The sequence below is a fragment of the Pseudomonas sp. 300 genome, from assembly GCF_055803035.1.
On the sequence record NZ_JAVLRV010000002.1, the window covers coordinates 1,234,781 to 1,252,304 of the forward strand.

General features: G+C 59.6%; 22 protein-coding genes. 11 read left to right on the forward strand and 11 right to left on the reverse strand.

Features of this window, described 5'->3' with window-relative positions; translation table 11 throughout:
* Both Q7W83_RS12240 and Q7W83_RS12245 read right to left on the reverse strand, forming a co-directional pair.
* The gene (locus Q7W83_RS12240) at positions 1-1,203 is read right to left on the reverse strand and encodes an SfnB family sulfur acquisition oxidoreductase (RefSeq protein WP_473656135.1); all 1,203 of its coding nucleotides are present in this window, start codon (positions 1,201-1,203) and stop codon (positions 1-3) included.
* A 156-nt stretch (positions 1,204-1,359) separates the two neighbouring features.
* Positions 1,360-1,923 (reverse strand): helix-turn-helix domain-containing protein, encoded by a 564-nt coding sequence (locus Q7W83_RS12245; RefSeq protein WP_150632885.1) that lies wholly within the window; start codon positions 1,921-1,923, stop codon positions 1,360-1,362.
* Here Q7W83_RS12245 and Q7W83_RS12250 point away from each other — a divergent pair.
* The 7 genes from Q7W83_RS12250 (at position 1,918) to Q7W83_RS12280 (ending at position 9,285) form a co-directional block, all read left to right on the forward strand.
* Positions 1,918-2,937: a DMT family transporter gene (locus Q7W83_RS12250; RefSeq protein WP_150653236.1), complete on the forward strand. Its 1,020-nt coding sequence runs from the start codon at positions 1,918-1,920 to the stop codon at positions 2,935-2,937. The genes Q7W83_RS12245 and Q7W83_RS12250 overlap by 6 nt on opposite strands.
* Positions 2,938-3,221: 284 nt before the next feature.
* Complete coding sequence (locus Q7W83_RS12255) at positions 3,222-6,140, forward strand: monovalent cation/H+ antiporter subunit A (RefSeq protein ID WP_150632887.1); 2,919 nt, start codon at positions 3,222-3,224, stop codon at positions 6,138-6,140.
* Positions 6,140-6,484 (forward strand): Na+/H+ antiporter subunit C, encoded by a 345-nt coding sequence (locus Q7W83_RS12260; RefSeq protein WP_003202835.1) that lies wholly within the window; start codon positions 6,140-6,142, stop codon positions 6,482-6,484. Before Q7W83_RS12255 ends, Q7W83_RS12260 begins: the two co-directional genes overlap by 1 nt.
* The gene (locus tag Q7W83_RS12265) at positions 6,481-8,166 is read left to right on the forward strand and encodes a monovalent cation/H+ antiporter subunit D (protein WP_473656136.1); all 1,686 of its coding nucleotides are present in this window, start codon (positions 6,481-6,483) and stop codon (positions 8,164-8,166) included. The genes Q7W83_RS12260 and Q7W83_RS12265 overlap by 4 nt, the downstream gene beginning before the upstream one ends.
* A complete protein-coding gene (locus Q7W83_RS12270) occupies positions 8,163-8,651 on the forward strand; it encodes a Na+/H+ antiporter subunit E (RefSeq protein WP_150632889.1) in 489 nt (162 codons plus the stop codon). Before Q7W83_RS12265 ends, Q7W83_RS12270 begins: the two co-directional genes overlap by 4 nt.
* Positions 8,648-8,926 (forward strand): K+/H+ antiporter subunit F, encoded by a 279-nt coding sequence (locus Q7W83_RS12275; RefSeq protein WP_045060409.1) that lies wholly within the window; start codon positions 8,648-8,650, stop codon positions 8,924-8,926. The genes Q7W83_RS12270 and Q7W83_RS12275 overlap by 4 nt, the downstream gene beginning before the upstream one ends.
* Complete coding sequence (locus Q7W83_RS12280) at positions 8,923-9,285, forward strand: Na+/H+ antiporter subunit G (protein WP_150632890.1); 363 nt, start codon at positions 8,923-8,925, stop codon at positions 9,283-9,285. Before Q7W83_RS12275 ends, Q7W83_RS12280 begins: the two co-directional genes overlap by 4 nt.
* 124 nt (positions 9,286-9,409) lie before the next feature.
* On the opposite strand, the gene Q7W83_RS12285 is transcribed toward Q7W83_RS12280, so the two are convergent.
* On the reverse strand, positions 9,410-9,847 hold the full coding sequence (locus Q7W83_RS12285) for a DUF3995 domain-containing protein (RefSeq protein ID WP_150632891.1): 438 nt from the start codon (positions 9,845-9,847) through the stop codon (positions 9,410-9,412).
* A 65-nt stretch (positions 9,848-9,912) separates the two neighbouring features.
* Between Q7W83_RS12285 and Q7W83_RS12290 the strand changes: the two genes are divergently transcribed.
* On the forward strand, positions 9,913-10,050 hold the full coding sequence (locus Q7W83_RS12290; protein WP_473657711.1) for a hypothetical protein: 138 nt from the start codon (positions 9,913-9,915) through the stop codon (positions 10,048-10,050).
* A 133-nt stretch (positions 10,051-10,183) separates the two neighbouring features.
* Here the strand turns inward: Q7W83_RS12290 and Q7W83_RS12295 are convergent, their stop codons facing one another.
* From Q7W83_RS12295 to Q7W83_RS12305, 3 genes are all read right to left on the reverse strand, one after another.
* The gene (locus Q7W83_RS12295) at positions 10,184-11,197 is read right to left on the reverse strand and encodes an ABC transporter substrate-binding protein (protein ID WP_150653235.1); all 1,014 of its coding nucleotides are present in this window, start codon (positions 11,195-11,197) and stop codon (positions 10,184-10,186) included.
* Between the two features lie 118 nt (positions 11,198-11,315).
* On the reverse strand, positions 11,316-11,519 hold the full coding sequence (locus Q7W83_RS12300) for a hypothetical protein (protein WP_150632893.1): 204 nt from the start codon (positions 11,517-11,519) through the stop codon (positions 11,316-11,318).
* Positions 11,519-11,989: a hypothetical protein gene (locus Q7W83_RS12305; RefSeq protein WP_008035847.1), complete on the reverse strand. Its 471-nt coding sequence runs from the start codon at positions 11,987-11,989 to the stop codon at positions 11,519-11,521. Before Q7W83_RS12305 ends, Q7W83_RS12300 begins: the two co-directional genes overlap by 1 nt.
* Before the next feature lie 412 nt (positions 11,990-12,401).
* On the opposite strand from Q7W83_RS12305, the gene Q7W83_RS12310 reads away from it, so the two are divergent.
* Complete coding sequence (locus Q7W83_RS12310) at positions 12,402-12,650, forward strand: hypothetical protein (RefSeq protein ID WP_150632907.1); 249 nt, start codon at positions 12,402-12,404, stop codon at positions 12,648-12,650.
* A 158-nt stretch (positions 12,651-12,808) separates the two neighbouring features.
* Positions 12,809-13,039, forward strand: a complete 231-nt coding sequence (locus Q7W83_RS12315; RefSeq protein WP_150632908.1) for a hypothetical protein — start codon at positions 12,809-12,811, stop codon at positions 13,037-13,039.
* A gap of 142 nt (positions 13,040-13,181) precedes the next feature.
* Here Q7W83_RS12315 and Q7W83_RS12320 read toward each other — a convergent pair whose 3' ends face one another.
* A complete protein-coding gene (locus tag Q7W83_RS12320) occupies positions 13,182-13,760 on the reverse strand; it encodes a hypothetical protein (protein ID WP_150632895.1) in 579 nt (192 codons plus the stop codon).
* Positions 13,753-14,385, reverse strand: a complete 633-nt coding sequence (locus tag Q7W83_RS12325; RefSeq protein ID WP_150632896.1) for a hypothetical protein — start codon at positions 14,383-14,385, stop codon at positions 13,753-13,755. Before Q7W83_RS12325 ends, Q7W83_RS12320 begins: the two co-directional genes overlap by 8 nt.
* Before the next feature lie 341 nt (positions 14,386-14,726).
* On the opposite strand from Q7W83_RS12325, the gene Q7W83_RS12330 reads away from it, so the two are divergent.
* On the forward strand, positions 14,727-14,966 hold the full coding sequence (locus Q7W83_RS12330) for a DUF2789 domain-containing protein (RefSeq protein WP_150632897.1): 240 nt from the start codon (positions 14,727-14,729) through the stop codon (positions 14,964-14,966).
* On the opposite strand, the gene Q7W83_RS12335 is transcribed toward Q7W83_RS12330, so the two are convergent.
* The 3 genes from Q7W83_RS12335 to Q7W83_RS12345 form a co-directional block, all read right to left on the reverse strand.
* On the reverse strand, positions 14,967-15,170 hold the full coding sequence (locus Q7W83_RS12335) for a hypothetical protein (RefSeq protein WP_150632898.1): 204 nt from the start codon (positions 15,168-15,170) through the stop codon (positions 14,967-14,969).
* Between the two features lie 121 nt (positions 15,171-15,291).
* A complete protein-coding gene (locus tag Q7W83_RS12340; RefSeq protein WP_473656137.1) occupies positions 15,292-16,896 on the reverse strand; it encodes a methyl-accepting chemotaxis protein in 1,605 nt (534 codons plus the stop codon).
* A 199-nt stretch (positions 16,897-17,095) separates the two neighbouring features.
* Entirely contained in the window at positions 17,096-17,500 is a 405-nt protein-coding gene (locus tag Q7W83_RS12345; protein WP_007907888.1) for a TraR/DksA family transcriptional regulator, read from the reverse strand.
* Positions 17,501-17,524 lie beyond the last annotated feature (24 nt).

The window sequence follows — 17,524 nt, forward strand, 5'->3', positions numbered from 1 at the left end:
TCAGTTCCAGGCGTGGCGCGCAGGCTTGACGCCGTTGAGCAGGTAGTGGCCGATCAGGTGATATTTCCAGCGTGCCGGGTCGTGCAGCGTGTGCGTACGAGCGTTGCGCCAGTGACGGTCGAGGTTGTACTTGCCGAGCACCGAACGGGTGCCGGCCAGCTCGAAGAGTTTGCTGCTGGCGAGCAGTGCGATTTCGGCCGAGAGGACTTTGGCCTGGGCGACCACCACTGAAGCGTGGGCCACAGTGTCTTCATTGGCGTCAAGCAACGCCGCGTCGATGGATTGTCCGGCCTTGCTGAGGATCGCTTCAGTGCCGTGGACCCGCCATTCGAGGTCGCCGATGGCGGCGATGCTGAACGGGTCCTGCCAGCCGTGGTCCTGTCCGCTATCGATCCAAGGGCGGGATTCGCGTGCATAGCGCTTGGTTTCTTCCAGCGCGCCGACGGCGATGCCGGTGTCCACCGCGGCTTGAATGATTTGCGAAATAGGGCCGTCGGCGGTGGGTTCGTCGAACGCCTTGTGAGCCGGGATCACCGCGCTCAACGGCACCTTCACCGCGTTAAGGGTGACACCGCCGCTGGCCGTGGTGCGCTGACCGAAGCCGTCCCAGCTGTCGATCACGGTCAAGCCTGGATTGTCGCGTTCGATGAAAGCGATGAAGGCCTGGTTCTGCTCGTTCACCGCCACCGCCGGGACAATGTGCGCGAACAGCGCGCCGGTGCAGTAGAACTTCTCGCCGTCGATTTGCGCCGTGTCTTTGTCGAAACGGATGCGGGTTTCAAAGGCACCGGCGTTTTTGCTTTTGGCTTCGGAGAAGGCATTGCCGAAGCGGTAACCCTGCAGGACTTTGCCGAAGTAGTAATGCTTCTGCTCTTCGGTGGCGGTTTGCAGCAGGATGTCGAGCACGCCGAGGTGGTTTTGCGGGATCTGGCCGAGGGAAGAGTCGGCGGCGGAAATGATCTTGATCACTTGCGCCACGGTCACGTAGGAAACGCCGGCGCCACCGTATTCCTTGGGAACGGTGATACCCCATAGGCCGCTGGCGGAAAACTCGTCAAGCTCGGCGACCGGCAAACGTCGCTCGCGATCGCGCACGCTGGCCTCGACGGCGAAGCGGGTAGCGAGTGTGTGAGCGACGGCAATCGCCTCGGCGTCCGAGCGGATCACATGGGCGGTGCGAGGGGTTTGGGCAGAGGCTGTCATGGGCCGACTCCGGGATTCTGGTGGATGCACCAGAGCTTTTGCAGGAGTCGTGCCTGAAATAATTTACGTTATTTATCAGTATGTTGAAGAATTATCAGAGAAAGTCTTGCAGCTTAAAAACAACAAAGTGTCCGTCCAGTGTTGATCGGCGAACAGTTAGATCACCACGTTGCGCACGAACCGAACGGCGACCGGCCCATCATTGCGATAGCTGTGCGGCTGGTTGCTGGCAAACATATAGAACTCGCCGGCGGCGATCTCATGGGGCGTGTCGCTGAGCATCAGGGTCAGGCAGCCTTCGAACACATAGATCTGTTCGCTCCAGCCTTCGGCATCCGGTTGCGATGGGTATATTTCGCCCGGTTGCAGGCACCATTCCCATTGCTCGACCTCGCGGGTGGCGGTGGCTTTGGACAACAAAACGGCCTTGCTGCCCGGAATTACCCCGGCCCAGGCCAGTTCGTTGATTCGGCTCGGGTCGCGGGCGTCCGGCGCCTGGATCAGGTCGCTGAAGGCCACGTCCAGCGCTTCGGCCACACGGTCGAGGGTGGTCAGGCTGACGTTCTTTTCGCCGGCCTCGATGGCCACCAGCATGCGGCGGCTGACCCCGGACTTTTCCGCCAGCGCGGTCTGGCTCATGTCTGCGGCATGGCGCAGACGCCGAACGTTCAGGCTGACGTGCTGAAGGACAGAAGCCCGTTGCGTTGAATCTTTGTGCACTATATTGCTCACTTGGCGGGGTTGGGCAGTATACTGCGCAACATTCGGCGCATTGTGCGTCGCCCTCAGGTAGCGCGCAAGGTCATGACGTCGTTGAACTCCTCCCAGGCTTCTTCCCGCAAGTTCAGCAAGGCCGAGTGCGTGCTGGTGTTGATCACCATGGTCTGGGGCGGAACCTTCCTGCTGGTGCAGCATGCGATGACCGTCAGCGGCCCGATGTTCTTCGTCGGCCTGCGCTTTGCGGCGGCGGCGATTATCGTCGCCCTGTTCTCCTGGCGTCATCTGCGGGAACTGACCCTGTTCGAACTCAAGGCCGGCGCCTTCATCGGCGTGGCGATCATGCTCGGTTACGGCTTGCAGACCGTCGGCTTGCAGAGTATTCCCAGCAGTCAGTCGGCCTTCATTACCGCGTTGTATGTGCCCTTTGTGCCGTTGCTGCAATGGCTGGTGCTGGGGCGGCGCCCGGGGTTGATGCCGAGCGTCGGGATCATGCTGGCGTTTACCGGGTTGATGTTGCTGTCGGGGCCTGCGGGTGCTTCGTTCAATTTCAGCCCCGGTGAAATCGCCACGCTGATCAGCGCTATCGCGATTGCCGCGGAGATCATCCTGATCAGCACCTATGCCGGTCAGGTCGATGTGCGGCGAGTGACGGTGGTGCAATTGGCGACCACCTCGGTGTTGTCGTTCTTGCTGGTGGTGCCGACTCAGGAAGTCATTCCTGATTTTTCATGGTTACTGCTGTGCAGCGCCCTCGGCCTCGGTGCCGCGAGCGCGGCGATTCAGGTGGCGATGAACTGGGCACAGAAGAGCGTTTCGCCGACGCGGGCGACATTGATTTATGCGGGTGAGCCGGTGTGGGCCGGGATCGTCGGGCGGATCGCCGGGGAGCGGTTGCCGGCGATTGCGCTGGTGGGCGCGGGGTTGATAGTGGCGGCGGTGATTGTGAGTGAGTTGAAGACCAAGGGTAAGGCTGTGGCGGCCGAGAAAGCGTTGGAGCGGGAAACCCAAGGTTAAGCCTCGATATCTGCGGTGTCTGATAAGTAGCTATCGCGGGCAAGCCCGCACACAGGGCCGGAGGTGCACACGCGATGCGCATAACAACCAAGAACTTTGTGGGAGCGGGCTTGCCCCGGGCGGCGCTCCGACGATGGCGTCGGCACAGGCAATATCACTCTTCCTGAATCAATGTGAACCAGGCTTTTTCCGTCTACCTTGTAGGATTCTGCCACAGCTTGCCGTTTGGTGATCCAGGGACTGGCACGTATGATGCTTCACAAACTTCCGCAGATTAGAAGCCTATGTCCCTGATAGTTCTACTGCTTCTGCCCTTTGTCGGCAGCTGTCTGGCAGCTTTGCTGCCGCACAACGCGCGTAACACCGAATCTTTGTTGGCTGGCGTCGTTGCCCTTATCGGCACCGTCCAGGTCGCTTTGCTGTACCCGCAAATCGCTCATGGCGGGGTTATTCGCGAAGAATTTTTCTGGCTGCCCAGCCTCGGCCTGAACTTCGTTCTGCGCATGGACGGGTTTGCCTGGCTGTTCTCGATGCTGGTGCTGGGCATCGGCACGCTGGTGTCGTTGTATGCCCGCTATTACATGTCACCGGACGACCCGGTGCCGCGGTTCTTCGCGTTTTTCCTGGCGTTCATGGGCGCCATGCTCGGTTTGGTGATTTCCGGCAACCTGATCCAGATCGTGTTTTTCTGGGAGTTGACCAGCCTCTTTTCATTCCTGTTGATCGGCTATTGGCACCACCGCGCCGATGCACGACGCGGCGCCTACATGGCGTTGATGGTCACCGGCGCGGGCGGTTTGTGCTTGCTGGCGGGGGTCATGCTGCTTGGCCATGTGGTCGGCAGCTATGACCTGGACAAGGTCCTGGCCGCCGGCGATCTGATTCGCGCACATGCCCTCTACCCTATCCTGCTGCCCCTGATTCTGATCGGCGCCCTGAGCAAAAGCGCACAATTCCCTTTCCACTTCTGGCTGCCCCACGCGATGGCGGCGCCGACACCGGTCTCGGCTTATCTGCACTCGGCGACCATGGTCAAGGCCGGGGTGTTTCTGCTGGCGCGGCTGTGGCCATCGCTGTCCGGCAGTGAAGAATGGTTCTACATCGTCAGCGGCGCCGGTGCTTGTACCCTGTTACTGGGTGCGTATTGCGCGATGTTTCAGAACGACCTCAAGGGCCTGCTCGCCTACTCGACCATCAGTCACCTCGGCCTGATCACCTTGCTGCTGGGATTGAACAGTCCGCTGGCCGCCGTGGCCGCAGTGTTCCACATTCTCAACCACGCCACCTTCAAGGCATCGCTGTTCATGGCTGCCGGGATCATCGACCACGAAAGCGGCACTCGCGACATTCGCAAGCTCAGTGGCCTGATCAAACTGATTCCCTTCACCGCCACCCTCGCAATGGTCGCCAGCGCCTCGATGGCCGGTGTGCCGTTGCTCAACGGTTTCCTGTCGAAAGAGATGTTCTTCGCCGAAACCGTGTTCATCAACGCGACCGCCTGGGTCGAGATGACGCTGCCCATCGTCGCGACCATCGCCGGCACGTTCAGCGTCGCTTATTCGCTGCGTTTCACGGTTGACGTGTTCTTCGGCCCGACCGCCACCGACCTGCCGCACACCCCGCATGAACCGCCACGCTGGATGCGTGCGCCGGTGGAGTTGCTGGTGTTTACCTGCCTGATCGTGGGGATTTTTCCGGCACAGGTGGTCGGGTCGTTACTGGCCGCCGCTGCCCTGCCGGTCGTCGGCGGCACCTTGCCTGAATACAGCCTGGCGATCTGGCACGGCTGGAACGCACCGATGATCATGAGCCTGATCGCCATGTCCGGCGGCATCGTGCTTTACCTGCTGCTGCGCAACCAACTCAAGCGCGGACGTTTCAAATACCCTCCGATCATTGGCTTGTTCAATGGCAAGCGCCTGTTCGAACGCAGCCTGGTGATCATGATGCGCCTGGCCCGCCGCCTGGAGCGGCGGATCAGCACCAAACGCCTGCAAACCCAGTTGTTTCTGATGGTGCTTGCCGCCGTGCTGGCCGGACTGATCCCGATGCTGCACAGCAGCCTGAGCTGGGGCGACCGGCCGAAGATTCCGGGCTCGATCGTGTTCGTGACGTTGTGGCTGCTGGCGATTGCCTGTGCGTTGGGGGCGGCGTGGCAAGCCAAGTATCACCGGCTCGCGGCCCTGACCATGGTCAGCGTCTGTGGCTTGATGACGTGCATCACGTTTGTCTGGTTCTCCGCACCGGACCTGGCGCTGACGCAACTGGCGGTCGAGGTGGTGACCACGGTGCTGATTCTGCTGGGCCTGCGCTGGTTGCCGCGTCGGATCGAAGAAGTCTCGCCGCTGCCAAGCACCCTGCGCAAGGCGCGCATCCGGCGTCTGCGCGACTTGCTGCTGTCGATTGCCGTCGGTGGCGGCATGGCGTTGCTGTCGTACGCGATGCTGACGCGCCAGACCCCCAACGATATTTCCTCGTTCTACCTCAGCCGCGCCCTGCCGGAAGGCGGCGGCAGCAACGTGGTCAACGTGATGCTGGTGGATTTCCGCGGCTTCGACACCCTCGGCGAAATCACCGTGCTGGTGGCCGTGGCGCTGACCGTGTTTGCGCTGTTGCGACGCTTCCGCCCGCCGAAAGAAAGCCTGCAACTGCCGGCCCAACAGCGTTTACTCGCGCCGGACGTGGTCACCGACCTGGTCAACCCGCGTCACGCCAGCGACACCGCGTTGGGTTTCATGATGGTGCCAGCGGTGCTGGTGCGCCTGTTGCTGCCGATCGCGTTCGTGGTGTCGATCTACCTGTTCATGCGCGGGCACAATCAGCCAGGCGGCGGTTTTGTCGCGGGGCTGGTGATGTCGGTGGCGTTCATCCTGCAATACATGGTCGCCGGCACGCAGTGGGTCGAGGCGCAAATGAGCCTGCGACCGCTGCGCTGGATGGGTACCGGTCTGCTGTTTGCCACCGTCACCGGGCTCGGCGCAATGGCGGTCGGGTATCCGTTCCTGACCACCCACACTTGGCATTTCGAACTGCCGGTGTTTGGCGACATCCACATCGCCAGCGCGCTGTTCTTCGACATCGGCGTGTACTCGGTGGTGGTCGGCTCGACGCTGTTGATCCTCACCGCCCTCGCCCACCAATCGGTACGCGGCCACAAAACCGCGGCCCTGCCCAGATCCGTCGCCACGAAAGGAGCCGTCTGATGGAAGAAGTCATCGCAATCGCCATCGGCGTGCTGGCCGCGTCCGGCGTCTGGCTGGTGCTGCGGCCACGGACGTTCCAGGTGGTCATGGGTCTGTGTCTGCTGTCGTATGGCGTCAACCTGTTCATCTTCAGCATGGGCAGTCTGTTCATCGGCAAGGAGCCGATCATCAAGGATGGCGTGCCTCAGGACCTGTTGCATTACACCGACCCCTTGCCGCAAGCGCTGGTACTGACTGCCATCGTGATCAGTTTCGCCATGACCGCGCTGTTCCTCGTCGTGCTGCTCGCTTCGCGCGGTTTGACCGGCACCGACCATGTGGATGGCCGGGAGCCTAAAGAATGAATGCGATGACGCACCTGATCGCCGCGCCAATTCTGCTGCCGCTGCTGACTGCCTCGATCATGCTGATGCTCGGCGAAAAACACCGACCGTTAAAAGCCCGGATCAATCTGCTTTCCAGCCTGTTGGGCCTGGGGATTTCCGTACTGCTGTTGCAATGGACGCAAACCACCGGCGTGCCCGGCTCCATCGGCGTTTATCTGCCGGGCAACTGGCAAGTGCCGTTCGGGATCGTGCTGGTGGTCGATCGCCTGTCGGCACTGATGCTGGTGCTGACCGGAATCATCGGCGTCAGCGCGCTGCTGTTCGCGATGGCCCGATGGGACGGCGCCGGTTCGAGTTTTCACGCGTTGTTCCAGATCCAGATGATGGGTTTGTACGGCGCGTTCCTGACGGCGGACCTGTTCAATCTGTTCGTATTTTTTGAAGTGCTGCTGGCCGCTTCTTACGGCCTGATGCTCCACGGCTCGGGCCGGGCGCGGGTGTCGTCGGGGCTGCATTACATCTCGATCAACCTGCTGGCCTCGTCGCTGTTCCTGATTGGCGCAGCGCTGATCTACGGCGTCACCGGCACGTTGAACATGGCCGACCTGGCGCTGAAAATCCCGTTGGTGCCGGAAGCCGATCGCGGTTTGTTGCATGCCGGCGCGGCGATTCTCGCCGTGGCGTTCCTGGCCAAGGCCGGGATGTGGCCGCTGAATTTCTGGCTGGTGCCGGCCTATTCTTCGGCCAGCGCACCGGTGGCGGCGATGTTTGCGATCATGACCAAGGTCGGCGTCTACACTTTGCTGCGCCTGTGGACCTTGCTGTTCTCCGGTCAGGCGGGGGCCTCGGCGTACTTTGGCGGCGACTGGCTGATCTACGGCGGCATGACGACCATCGTCTGCGCCGCCGTGGCGATTCTCGCCGCGCAACGTCTGGAGCGCATGGCCAGCCTGAGCATTCTGGTGTCGGCGGGTATTCTGTTGTCGGCCATCGGTTTCGCCCAGCCAAACCTGATTGGCGCGGCGCTGTTCTATCTGGTCAGCTCGACCCTGGCGTTGAGCGCGTTGTTCCTGCTGGCCGAGTTGATCGAGCGTTCGCGTTCGGCCAATGAAATGCCGCTGTTCGATGACGGCGACCTGATTGCGCGGCCGCTGGAATCCCTGCAACCGCCCAAAGGCATCAACCTCGATGACGAACAGAAAGCCGTGGTCGGCCAAGTGATCCCCTGGACCATGGCCTTTCTCGGTCTGAGCTTCATCGCTTGCGCGCTGCTGATCATCGGCATGCCGCCGCTGTCCGGTTTTATCGGCAAACTCGGTTTAATGCACGCCCTGCTCAACCCGCTGGGCCTGGGCAATGGCGCGGATGAACCGGTGTCGAACGCCGCGTGGGGCTTGCTGGCGCTGCTGATTGTCTCCGGGCTGGCATCGTTGATTGCTTTCTCACGCCTGGGCATCCAGCGCTTCTGGACGCCTGAAGAACGGCCGTCGCCGTTGCTGCGACGGCTCGAATGCGTGCCGATCTTCGCTCTGTTGGGCCTGAGCATTCTGCTGACCTTTAAGGCTGAACCCCTGCTGCGTTACACCCAGGCCGCCGCGCAGACTTTGAACAATCCGCAGCAGTACGTGATGGCGGTAGTTGGCACCCGTGCGGTTCCGAGTCCGGAAGCCAAAGCCGCGGTCGCGGAGGTGCAACCATGAAACGTCTGTTTCCTGCCCCATGGCTGTCGCTGGCGCTCTGGTCGTTGTGGCTGCTGTTGAACCTGTCGATCAGCCCCGGCAATCTGCTGTTGGGTGCGGTGCTCGGGTTTTGCGCGCCGTTGATGATGCGCAAGTTGCGACCCCTGCCGATCCGTATTCGTCGCCCAGGTGTGATCCTGCGCCTGTTTTTCATCGTCGGGCGCGACGTGCTGGTGTCAAACCTCGCCGTGGCCTGGAGCGTTTTGAACGCCGGCCGACGCCCGCCCCGCTCGCACTTCATCAAGGTGCCGCTGGACCTGCGCGATGCCAACGGCCTTGCAGCGCTGGCGATGATCTGCACGGTGGTACCCGGTACGGTCTGGTCGGAACTGGCGCTGGACCGCAGCATTTTGTTGCTGCACGTCTTCGATCTGGATGACGAAGCGCTGTTCATCGACCACTTCAAGGCAGCCTACGAACGCCCATTGATGGAGATCTTCGAATGAGCCCGCTGCTGTCGAACGCGATTCTGCTGAGCCTGTTCATTTTTTCGCTGGCGATGGTCCTGACCCTGATTCGCCTGTTCAAAGGGCCGTCGGCGCAAGACCGGGTTCTGGCGCTGGATTACCTGTACATCGTGGCCATGCTGATGATGCTGACCCTCGGCATTCGTTATGCCAGTGACACCTACTTCGAAGCAGCGCTGCTGATCGCGCTGTTCGGCTTCGTCGGCTCGTTTGCCCTGGCGAAATTCCTCCTGCGTGGCGAGGTGATCGAATGAACGCTGAACTGTCTCTGTGGGTGGAAATCCCGGTGGCGATTCTGCTGGTACTCAGCAGTGTTTTTGCGCTGATCGGGGCGATCGGGCTGGTGCGCATGAAGGATTACTTTCAACGCATGCACCCGCCGGCCCTGGCCTCGACATTAGGTGCGTGGTGCGTGGCGCTGGGCTCGATCATTTACTTTTCGGCGCTCAAGTCCGGGCCGGTGCTGCATGCCTGGCTGATCCCGATTCTGTTGGCGATCACGGTGCCGGTGACTACGTTACTGCTGGCGCGGGCGGCGTTGTTCCGCAAGCGTATGGCCGGGGACGATGTGCCGGCTGAGGTGAGTAGTCGGCGGAGTGAGAGCGGGAGTTAAATTCAGGGATTTGTGTTGATGGCAGGGCCTCATCGCTAGCAGGCTAGCTCCCACATTGGATCTTCATTGTTTACATGCCCCCTGTGGGAGCGAGCCTGCTCGCGAAGGCGTCAGTCGAGGCAACTCAGATCCAGGCAACAGCCAACAATCCCGCCCCCAACACCACACACAACGGCGAATAAACCCAAGTGTCGAGCCGGGCAAATTTTGAGCCTTTGACCTGCTTGAAAAACCCCACCAGGTTCGAATCGCCAATCGCCCGGGCGAACATCAGCATCGCAATGGCGCTGATCACCCATTGCAGCGATTGATGGGACACCGCCGGCACCCACCAGCCAACGCGCAAACACACCAACGCAGCAATCAGCAGCAATCCGAAAGCCACCAGCAACGTCAACCACCCCGTGGGCTTGAACGCGGGCCGCGATCTTGCGCCGCCCTCCTCCGGCACCTGCGGAACGGCCGCGACGGCAGCCCACTGGCCACCCAGCGCCCAGTAGACATGTATCAGGCTGATCACCGCGAAGATCGTCACCAGCCATTGAGCCAACACAAATGTCATGGTCGGGAATCCTTGAAAGGGATTTGAACAGAATGATCCTAGTCGGCATTTTTAGAAGTGCGCGGATGATCAACGGTGATAAAGCGGCCGCCGCCGAGCAACCCGACGGCACGCAGGACTTTGATGTCTCGACCGGCAAGCAATGGGAGGTTGGCAGCCAATTCGACTATCTGGACGGTCGCGGCTCGGCAACCTGTGGCTGACTTATGACTATGCGCCGCAATGGCAAGGAGGCGTCGATGCGCGGTTTGCAGGAGCCGGCTTGCTGGCGATATCCCTTCGCCGGTCTCGCCAGCAAGCCGGCTCCTACAGTCCGGCGATATCAACCGCTCCCCATCATTTCAACTCGGCGGAGACTTTGTCCGCCACATCCTTCGGCACCCACGCCTGCCACACATCGGGATGCGCCTTCATGAACGCCTCCGCCGCCTGACGTGGCGGGGTGTGTTTTTCGCTCATTTCAGCCAGCGCCTTGTTCAATGGGCCGATCGGAAAATCGACCTTGCTGAAGAATTCGGCAATCTGCGGATACTGTTTCTGGAACGGTGTGGACACGCCAATCGAGAGCTTCGAGGGCAACGAGCGCGTCGGTTTCGGATTGGGATTGTCGGCGTCGGTCAGGGTTTTCCAGGCTTCGGCGTCGAACGGAGGCTCTTCCAGCTGAACCAGTTTGAAACGCCCGAGCAACGGTGTCGGTGACCAGTAATAGAACAGAACCGGCTTGCCACGACGGATCGACGAACTGATTTCCGCATCCAGCGCCGCCCCGGAACCGCTGCGAAAATTCACATAACTGTCGTTCAGGCCATAGGCCGTGAGCTTCTGCTTGTTGACCACCTCCGAGGTCCAGCCGATCGGGCTGTTGAGGAAGCGCCCCTTGCCCGGGCTTTCCGGGTCACTGAACACGTCCTTGTACTTCGGCAGGTCACTGACACTGCGCAAGCCGGGTGCCAGCGGCTTGATACCCTTGGCCGGATCGCCCTTGATCACGTATTCGGGCACCCACCAGCCTTCGGTGGCACCCTTGACGGTATCGCCCAGGCTCGCGACTTTGCCTTCAGCTTCAGCCTTGACCCAGACCGGGCTGCGACCGGCCCATTCTTCGCCAATGACCTGAATGTCATTGTTGGCCAGTGCGGTTTCCAGGGTGATGGTCGTTCCCGGCAAGGTATCGGTCGGCAGCCCGTAGCCCTTCTCGACAATGATCCGCAGGATATCGGTGATCAGACTGCCGCTTTCCCAGTTCAGGTCGGCGAAGTGGATCGGCGCCTGGGCGGCGAATACCGGAATGGGCGAACCCAGACCGAAAGCGATCAGAACAGTGGCCAGCAACCGTCGAAATCCGTTCATGCTTTTGCACCTCGTGCTGTTCACAGCAATAGCAGGATGGCCTGACAAAAAGACCGCAAGCCTCAAAATACTCAGTCAACTGACTGTAGTAGAGGTTCCTGCTTTCGAGGGGCGAGGATTACTTTTCAGAAATTTCCTGCAAGCGCGCCAGCTCTCTTCTGACCATGCTGGCGTATTCCGCCGGGCGCAACGTGTAGATCTGCGACGCGACCCAACCCAGCCAGGCCCCCTGCAGGATGGACTTCTGCTCGAACAGCCGTCGGGCTTCCACTTGAGCGCTGGCCTGGTTCTGCAGGTGGAAATCGGCGCGAGTCAGGGGCATTACTCGCTGGCCTTGAAAGTCACCAATTCGCCCTTGCGCCACTTGGCGGCCTTGGCCGTCACGGCTTTCAGGGTTTTGGTCAGACCTTCCTGCAACTGTTGGTGGGCGGCAAACACCATGACCACGCTGTGACCTTCCTTGAAGACGATCCCGTGACCGTCGGCGGTGGTCACGAACGCGTAATCGCCGAGGCCATACACCGTCAGTTTTATTTCGCGGAACTTGATATCGAGCTTGCCGCCTTCGCGACTGGGCAATACCGAAGCGCTGAAATGATCGCCGACTTTAAGTTTCAGGCCGGGCTTGTCGTCCACCACCAGAGCTGATTCGGTGTCGATCTCGGCAATGTAAATGCCTTCGGCGTTCTGTTCGGTGATGTAAACAAAACGTGACTGGAACTGTTTGACCAGCTTTGCGCGCAAATCACCCAGCACGAACAAAGCATGCATATCGAGATTACTTACTGCCAAGGAAACATCCCCACATCTGAAATGATGCTGCACGCTGGCAAACAGCGCACAGCAGAAAAAAGCGGCAATGCCGAAGGTGTCGCCAAATGACCCGTGTTGAAATCCAGAAACGAGCAGAGCGCTCATTCATCGCGAGGCGTAAGAAGACTAATGGAAAGTCACTCGCGTCGTCTTGCCTGGTGTTCGTCAGAGGTTGAAGGAAAAAGCCCTTCTGACAGCCAGAAAAAACGGATTACCAACCTTAGGGAAAAAACTCCTTAAAAAAAGCACTTTTCCGACATATCGCCCGCAAAAAATTGCTTTAGATAAACATCAGTCGCGCACCAGTGACGGTGATTCTAGAGCAGCGATGCTCATCGAGACTACCCAAAACGACGTACACACGTCGGTAAAACAACGAAAAGGACTTCATATGTGCACCCTGACACACTTCACTCCGTCCTTGGCGCCTGATCCAAGCAACGCCTCGACGCCATACCCTGCGGGGTTTCAACACCCTGAGTTCAGCCCTGAAGCGCTTGCCACACCGCGTTTTCAGGTTGTCCTGGCCGGTAATGCGTTCTTCCACATCAAAGAAATTTCCACCGGTCATGTCAGAGGTTTCCGCAGCGACCACAACGAAGCGTGTGCGCTCGCCCGAAAGTTCGAACTGCATCGCTGAGCGCTGCGCTCAGTCCCTTCTTATATACGTTTCGTCATGCCGACGACTTAACTCAGCCGTCGGCGGGCAACTACTGCCATACTGCCGAACCAATGAAATCCGTTCCCAAGCCGGACGGCGCTCAACACAACAGAACATTTCCAAGGGAAGGCTGCTACGTGACGGAATTTGATATCGGTGAATTTTTTATCCGGGGCGAAGCCAGAGAAGTCGAAGGCGAATTTCAGGCGGTGATTATCATGCGCGCCAAACCGCCGCTGACCACAGTGACGTATCACCAGGTCGAGAAGGATCGCTGGTTCAAAACCTCGGACGTCGCCGAAATCGCTGCCAAGGAGGCCGCCATGGCCCTGAAGCTGGCGGTCGATGATGGGGCATTGAAAGCCTGAAATGGGCGTGGACACGTCCGGCGCCGGACAGCGCGGTATCAGGCCAGAGCGTGCCTCGCCGATAGCGTCGGCACCTCGGCCCGAGAGGTGTCTGCAGCGTGCCAACCTTGCAAAGGTTGCACGCTTTCAAATTGACAATTAATCAGATCAGTTTGCGCTTGACCGCTTCATCCAGCGTGCTTTGGGTCAGGTGCTTGAGCAACACGTCCCCTCGTTCATTGAACGGCAACCCGACAATCAGCAGAATCTGCAACCAGGTCCGAGTGCTCTCCTGTTTGACGATTTTGCCCAGCACGTTACCTTCCTGATCCTTGAACACCGTTTCCAGCGTGAAGGTATTGCTGAACGTAGTCGGGATCACGAACAACGTGAATCCCGTCAACCAGGCACTGGCGATATTGCCCTGCTCGTTATTGGTCAAGGTACTCGTGACGTACACGTTCGAGTCAACTTTGTCCGTGGTCACGTTTTTGAACTGTCCGGATTCCTTAAAGGTTTCCAGCATGTTCTTTTCCACCAGCGCCGCATTGCCCATGCCACCCGACAGTTCGCCGTTGAACTGCTGCTGAGTGGTCACGTGCAGATAAGCACTGGGCTTGTCTTGCCTGGCCTGAGCCGGGGGCCACTGATCCACTGGTGGCAAGTCATGCTGGGAATAGGAAATACAGCCCGTCAGGGCACTGCTGACCATCAACAGCAAAACCAAAAGGTATTTATTCATGTGCAGCCAATTCCTTTGACAGTGGACGCAGTTGAGGTGTGGCACCGGCCAGCAATTGAGCGACCAATTCGCGCAATTGAGTACCGCCCAGGCGGGGATTGAGATAATCGGCGTTCCACAGGCCAACATTCTTGTCGAGCTTCACCTGCTCGACCGACCTGGCCAGTTGCTTGCCCTGGCGGTCTTCGATGATCAGTTCGCCCGCGAGGTCGTATTTATCGACGTAGATCGGACCGTCGACCCAGATCCAGATAGTCAAGGTCACCAGCGCACCGGGAATGTAAGCCGGATGCATGGTGCGTTTGCCTGCCAGCGAGGTCAGGTTGAACTTGAGCACCACGTCGTCCTCCCCGGCCTTGGCCGGGAACACCACGATTCGCTTGAAGTAATCGCTTTTGTCGACATAGGCGCTGATCTGCTCCGTCAACTGTCGGCTGCCGGCGACACGCACTTTATCGTCCAACTCAGGGGCGGAAATCACGACATCGCTGATCTCGGCACTACGATCGAGGGTCGATGGCGCGGGTTTCAAGGGTTCACCAATGGGGCCCAGCGGTGTGAACGACACACAACCAGTCAACGACAGGCCAAGTGCGATGGCCATCAGATAAACAAGACGCTTCACTGCTTACATCCTTTTCATGCGGGATCGGGGACGCGTCGACTCGAAAGAAAATCGAGCAAGGAGTGGGTAGTTCAGCACTGGAAGGCGGTAAACCTGGGAATCGAGTGTCGTCCACATCCTTGTTCGAACTCTTCGCATGGCGGCTGATTGGCGCCAAAAACGCGACAGCATCGTAATCGTTGCAGCCCTGCCAGGCAATCGCATACTGCCACCATCATGGCGAATCTCGAGAAAGCTGCTAAACCCCTATCGAACTCTTGGTGCGCGGCTCCCTCTGATGCAATGACACTGCACGGCCGAATGCATACTCGATGCGACTGAATAACCTCAAGGAGATGAAGATGGATTCACCTACACACGATTTGAAAGGCTTGTTCGACCAACTCGGTCTGGACTCCAGCGAAAAAGCCATCGACGATTTCATCGCCACTCACTCCCCTCTGCCCGATGATAAAAAGCTCATCGATGCCGAGTTCTGGACGCCGCAACAGGCCGGTTTCCTTAAAGAGCAATTACGTGAAGATGCCGATTGGGCGCGGGTAGTCGATGACCTGAACCTGCGTATGCACCAGATTCACTAGTCAATGCAGGCTGTCGGGGGCTTCGGCACTTAATTGCGCCAACCAGGCAGCCCTGCACTCCTCCGCTTCATCACGGCGGGCGAACGCCGTCCCCCGGCGTTCGCCGTTCAGCAGCACGACCCAGCAGACGCTCTGCCCCTGCGCGCGCAAACTGGCAGGCACACCGCTGCCGATCATGACGGCAACATCGACTTTGCTACGCATGCTGACCTCTCCAACTTCATTAGCAGCCTAACTATGTAGGCATGGTAATGAGTTCATCGACGAGGAAACAGCAACGGTGTTGCATAGATCAATTGCCGGAATCGCAACAATGCCAACCCTGTCAGCGAGGACTTTGCGGCTTATACCCCAACCGCAACCCACCCCAATGCCGCCCCTTGAGCATGATTGGCACCGAAAGATCGTGCATCAACTCCCCGGTATCGCGCGTATAGGTCTGCAACAGAACAGCCTGTTGATGACTGCCACAACGAATCCCGGTGCGGTCGGCAAATTTGCGTTTGGTGCGGTTCTGCAGCGTATCGACCTGCGCATCACCGGTCAGTGGCTGACAGAAAACCTTGTTGTGGGTCGGTACGTAACCCTGCTGCGTACACGCGATGGCGAACACCAGGCCTTCATGAAGCGGCAACAACGGCTCCTGAATCGCCGGTAACACCTGATCGGTGTAACGGTCGAAACGCGTCTGAAACTTGGCCGGGCTGGTATTGGGGATAGCCTGGTAATTGCGATCGAACAAATCATCAAGACTGACAAGGCCCTGGTCGATATCAGCTTCGAGACGCGCCGTAATCTGACGCGCGCCTTCGCGGGCCAGGTCATAAACACGCTGGTGATAGTCATCCAGTCCGACTTCGGCGAGACGTTCGCTGATGGTTTCGGCCTGCCCCTCCATCTGCACAGCGGCCTGAGCCAGACGCTGGGTCTGTTGATCGCTGATCGCCAGATCGCTGCGCATCTGTTCAATGGCGTGAAACAGGCTGTCGAGTTGTTCGCGGTTGGTCTCGGCGCCCTTGGCGATTTCGCCGACCTGGCTTTCGACGCCAGCCGCCAGGCGGGCAATGTTTTCCAGGTGCTGACCGGTGTGCTCGACCTGCTCGACACCGATATCGAGGTCGCTGGACAACTGCCGAATCTGCTCCACCACTTGTGCGGTGCGTTGCTGGATATCGGCGACCATCTCGCCAACTTCGCCAGTGGCCGTCGCCGTGCGTGCGGCCAGGCCTCGAACCTCGTCGGCCACCACCGCGAACCCGCGACCGTGCTCCCCGGCCCGGGCCGCTTCGATGGCGGCGTTCAATGCCAGCAGATTGGTCTGACTGGCAATGGACTGGATCACCAGCGTGACCCGCTGGATGTCGTCGCTGCGCAGGCTCAGGGCTTCGATCAGCTCGCGGCTGTTGCTGGCGCGCTGACTGAGTTGATGCATGCGGCTGATCGATTCGACCAGCTCCGTGCGCCCGGCCGCGCTGCTCTGATGGGCTTCACTGGCGGCACTGAGGGCGGCGCGACTGAGGGTCGAGGTGGCTTGTTCGGTGGCGATCATCACTTCGGCGTTGCTGACAATCTGCGCCGCCGCACCGAGTTGTGATTGCAGTTTGTCGGCCAGTTGCTTGACCGAAAACGCCACGCCGGCGGCTGACAGGGCGTTGTGACTGGTGGTGTAGGAAAGATCGCGAGTCAGTTCGGCGATGGCGCCGGAGCTGTCGACGGGTGCAGCTGCAGCGGTGCTGCGGGAACGCAAGCGAGGCAGCCAGACAACCAGCAAGGCCAACGGCAGGCCAACATAAAGCGACCAGCCACCCAGCGTCATACCGCATAGCAAGAGCATCAGGGCGATGCTTTGCAGCGTCGGCGTCAACCAGCGGGTATTCGGTGCAAGCACTGGTGCAGGCAATGCCCCAACCAGAGATCCGTCTCTCGTCATCTTCGTCACCCCATGCGTCTTCTAATTGTTGTGACTGCATTAAACGCCACTACAGGGCCATTATCCATGGTCCATTAGTAGTGGGCGTTGAAGCAGATCAATAGAAGTGCCCGAGGTTTTCCGCAGACGAAAAAAAGCATCGCGGGCAAGCCTTGCTCCTGGAGGAGTGAGGCTTGCCCGCGATGCGGGCGCTACGAAATCAGGCCTGACGCTGGTGCTTGTCGATCTGTTCGTGACGCTCTTGCGCTTCGATGCAGTACTTGGTGGTCGGGCTGATCAGCAAACGCTTCAGGCCAATGGCCTCGCCGCTGTCGTCGCACCAGCCGAAGCTGTCTTCCTTGATGCGTTCCAGCGCCTGTTCCAACTGAGGCAGCATGCGCTGGTCGCGATCGATCGCGTTCACCAGCCAGGTGCGCTCTTCTTCGACAGACGCCGCGTCAGCCGGATCGGCTGGGGTGTCCAGGCTCTCGATGGCGATGCGGTTCTGTTCGATGCGCTCATGGGTTTCGACTTTCATGTTCTGCAACAGCTCAGAGAAAAAAGCATGTTGCTCGGCATTCATGTAGTCATCCGCCGGCATGGCCAGCAACTTGTCCTTTGTCATTGATATCTCTATAAAAAAACGTGC

Bases quoted from the DNA above. Each gene is read 5' to 3' on its own strand.
- Q7W83_RS12300 (WP_150632893.1), bottom strand. From the start codon at position 11,519: ATGCCCCTGACTCGCGCCGATTTCCACCTGCAGAACCAGGCCAGCGCT.
- Q7W83_RS12265 (WP_473656136.1), top strand. From the start codon at position 6,481: ATGAATGCGATGACGCACCTGATCGCCGCGCCAATTCTGCTGCCGCTG.
- Q7W83_RS12240 (WP_473656135.1), bottom strand. From the start codon at position 1,203: ATGACAGCCTCTGCCCAAACCCCTCGCACCGCCCATGTGATCCGCTCG.
- Q7W83_RS12330 (WP_150632897.1), top strand. From the start codon at position 14,727: ATGGATTCACCTACACACGATTTGAAAGGCTTGTTCGACCAACTCGGT.
- Q7W83_RS12295 (WP_150653235.1), bottom strand. From the start codon at position 11,197: ATGAACGGATTTCGACGGTTGCTGGCCACTGTTCTGATCGCTTTCGGT.
- Q7W83_RS12280 (WP_150632890.1), top strand. From the start codon at position 8,923: ATGAACGCTGAACTGTCTCTGTGGGTGGAAATCCCGGTGGCGATTCTG.
- Q7W83_RS12270 (WP_150632889.1), top strand. From the start codon at position 8,163: ATGAAACGTCTGTTTCCTGCCCCATGGCTGTCGCTGGCGCTCTGGTCG.
- Q7W83_RS12310 (WP_150632907.1), top strand. From the start codon at position 12,402: ATGTGCACCCTGACACACTTCACTCCGTCCTTGGCGCCTGATCCAAGC.
- Q7W83_RS12285 (WP_150632891.1), bottom strand. From the start codon at position 9,847: ATGACATTTGTGTTGGCTCAATGGCTGGTGACGATCTTCGCGGTGATC.
- Q7W83_RS12320 (WP_150632895.1), bottom strand. From the start codon at position 13,760: ATGAATAAATACCTTTTGGTTTTGCTGTTGATGGTCAGCAGTGCCCTG.
- Q7W83_RS12290 (WP_473657711.1), top strand. From the start codon at position 9,913: ATGATCAACGGTGATAAAGCGGCCGCCGCCGAGCAACCCGACGGCACG.
- Q7W83_RS12260 (WP_003202835.1), top strand. From the start codon at position 6,140: ATGGAAGAAGTCATCGCAATCGCCATCGGCGTGCTGGCCGCGTCCGGC.
- Q7W83_RS12335 (WP_150632898.1), bottom strand. From the start codon at position 15,170: ATGCGTAGCAAAGTCGATGTTGCCGTCATGATCGGCAGCGGTGTGCCT.
- Q7W83_RS12345 (WP_007907888.1), bottom strand. From the start codon at position 17,500: ATGACAAAGGACAAGTTGCTGGCCATGCCGGCGGATGACTACATGAAT.
- Q7W83_RS12275 (WP_045060409.1), top strand. From the start codon at position 8,648: ATGAGCCCGCTGCTGTCGAACGCGATTCTGCTGAGCCTGTTCATTTTT.
- Q7W83_RS12340 (WP_473656137.1), bottom strand. From the start codon at position 16,896: ATGACGAGAGACGGATCTCTGGTTGGGGCATTGCCTGCACCAGTGCTT.
- Q7W83_RS12255 (WP_150632887.1), top strand. From the start codon at position 3,222: ATGTCCCTGATAGTTCTACTGCTTCTGCCCTTTGTCGGCAGCTGTCTG.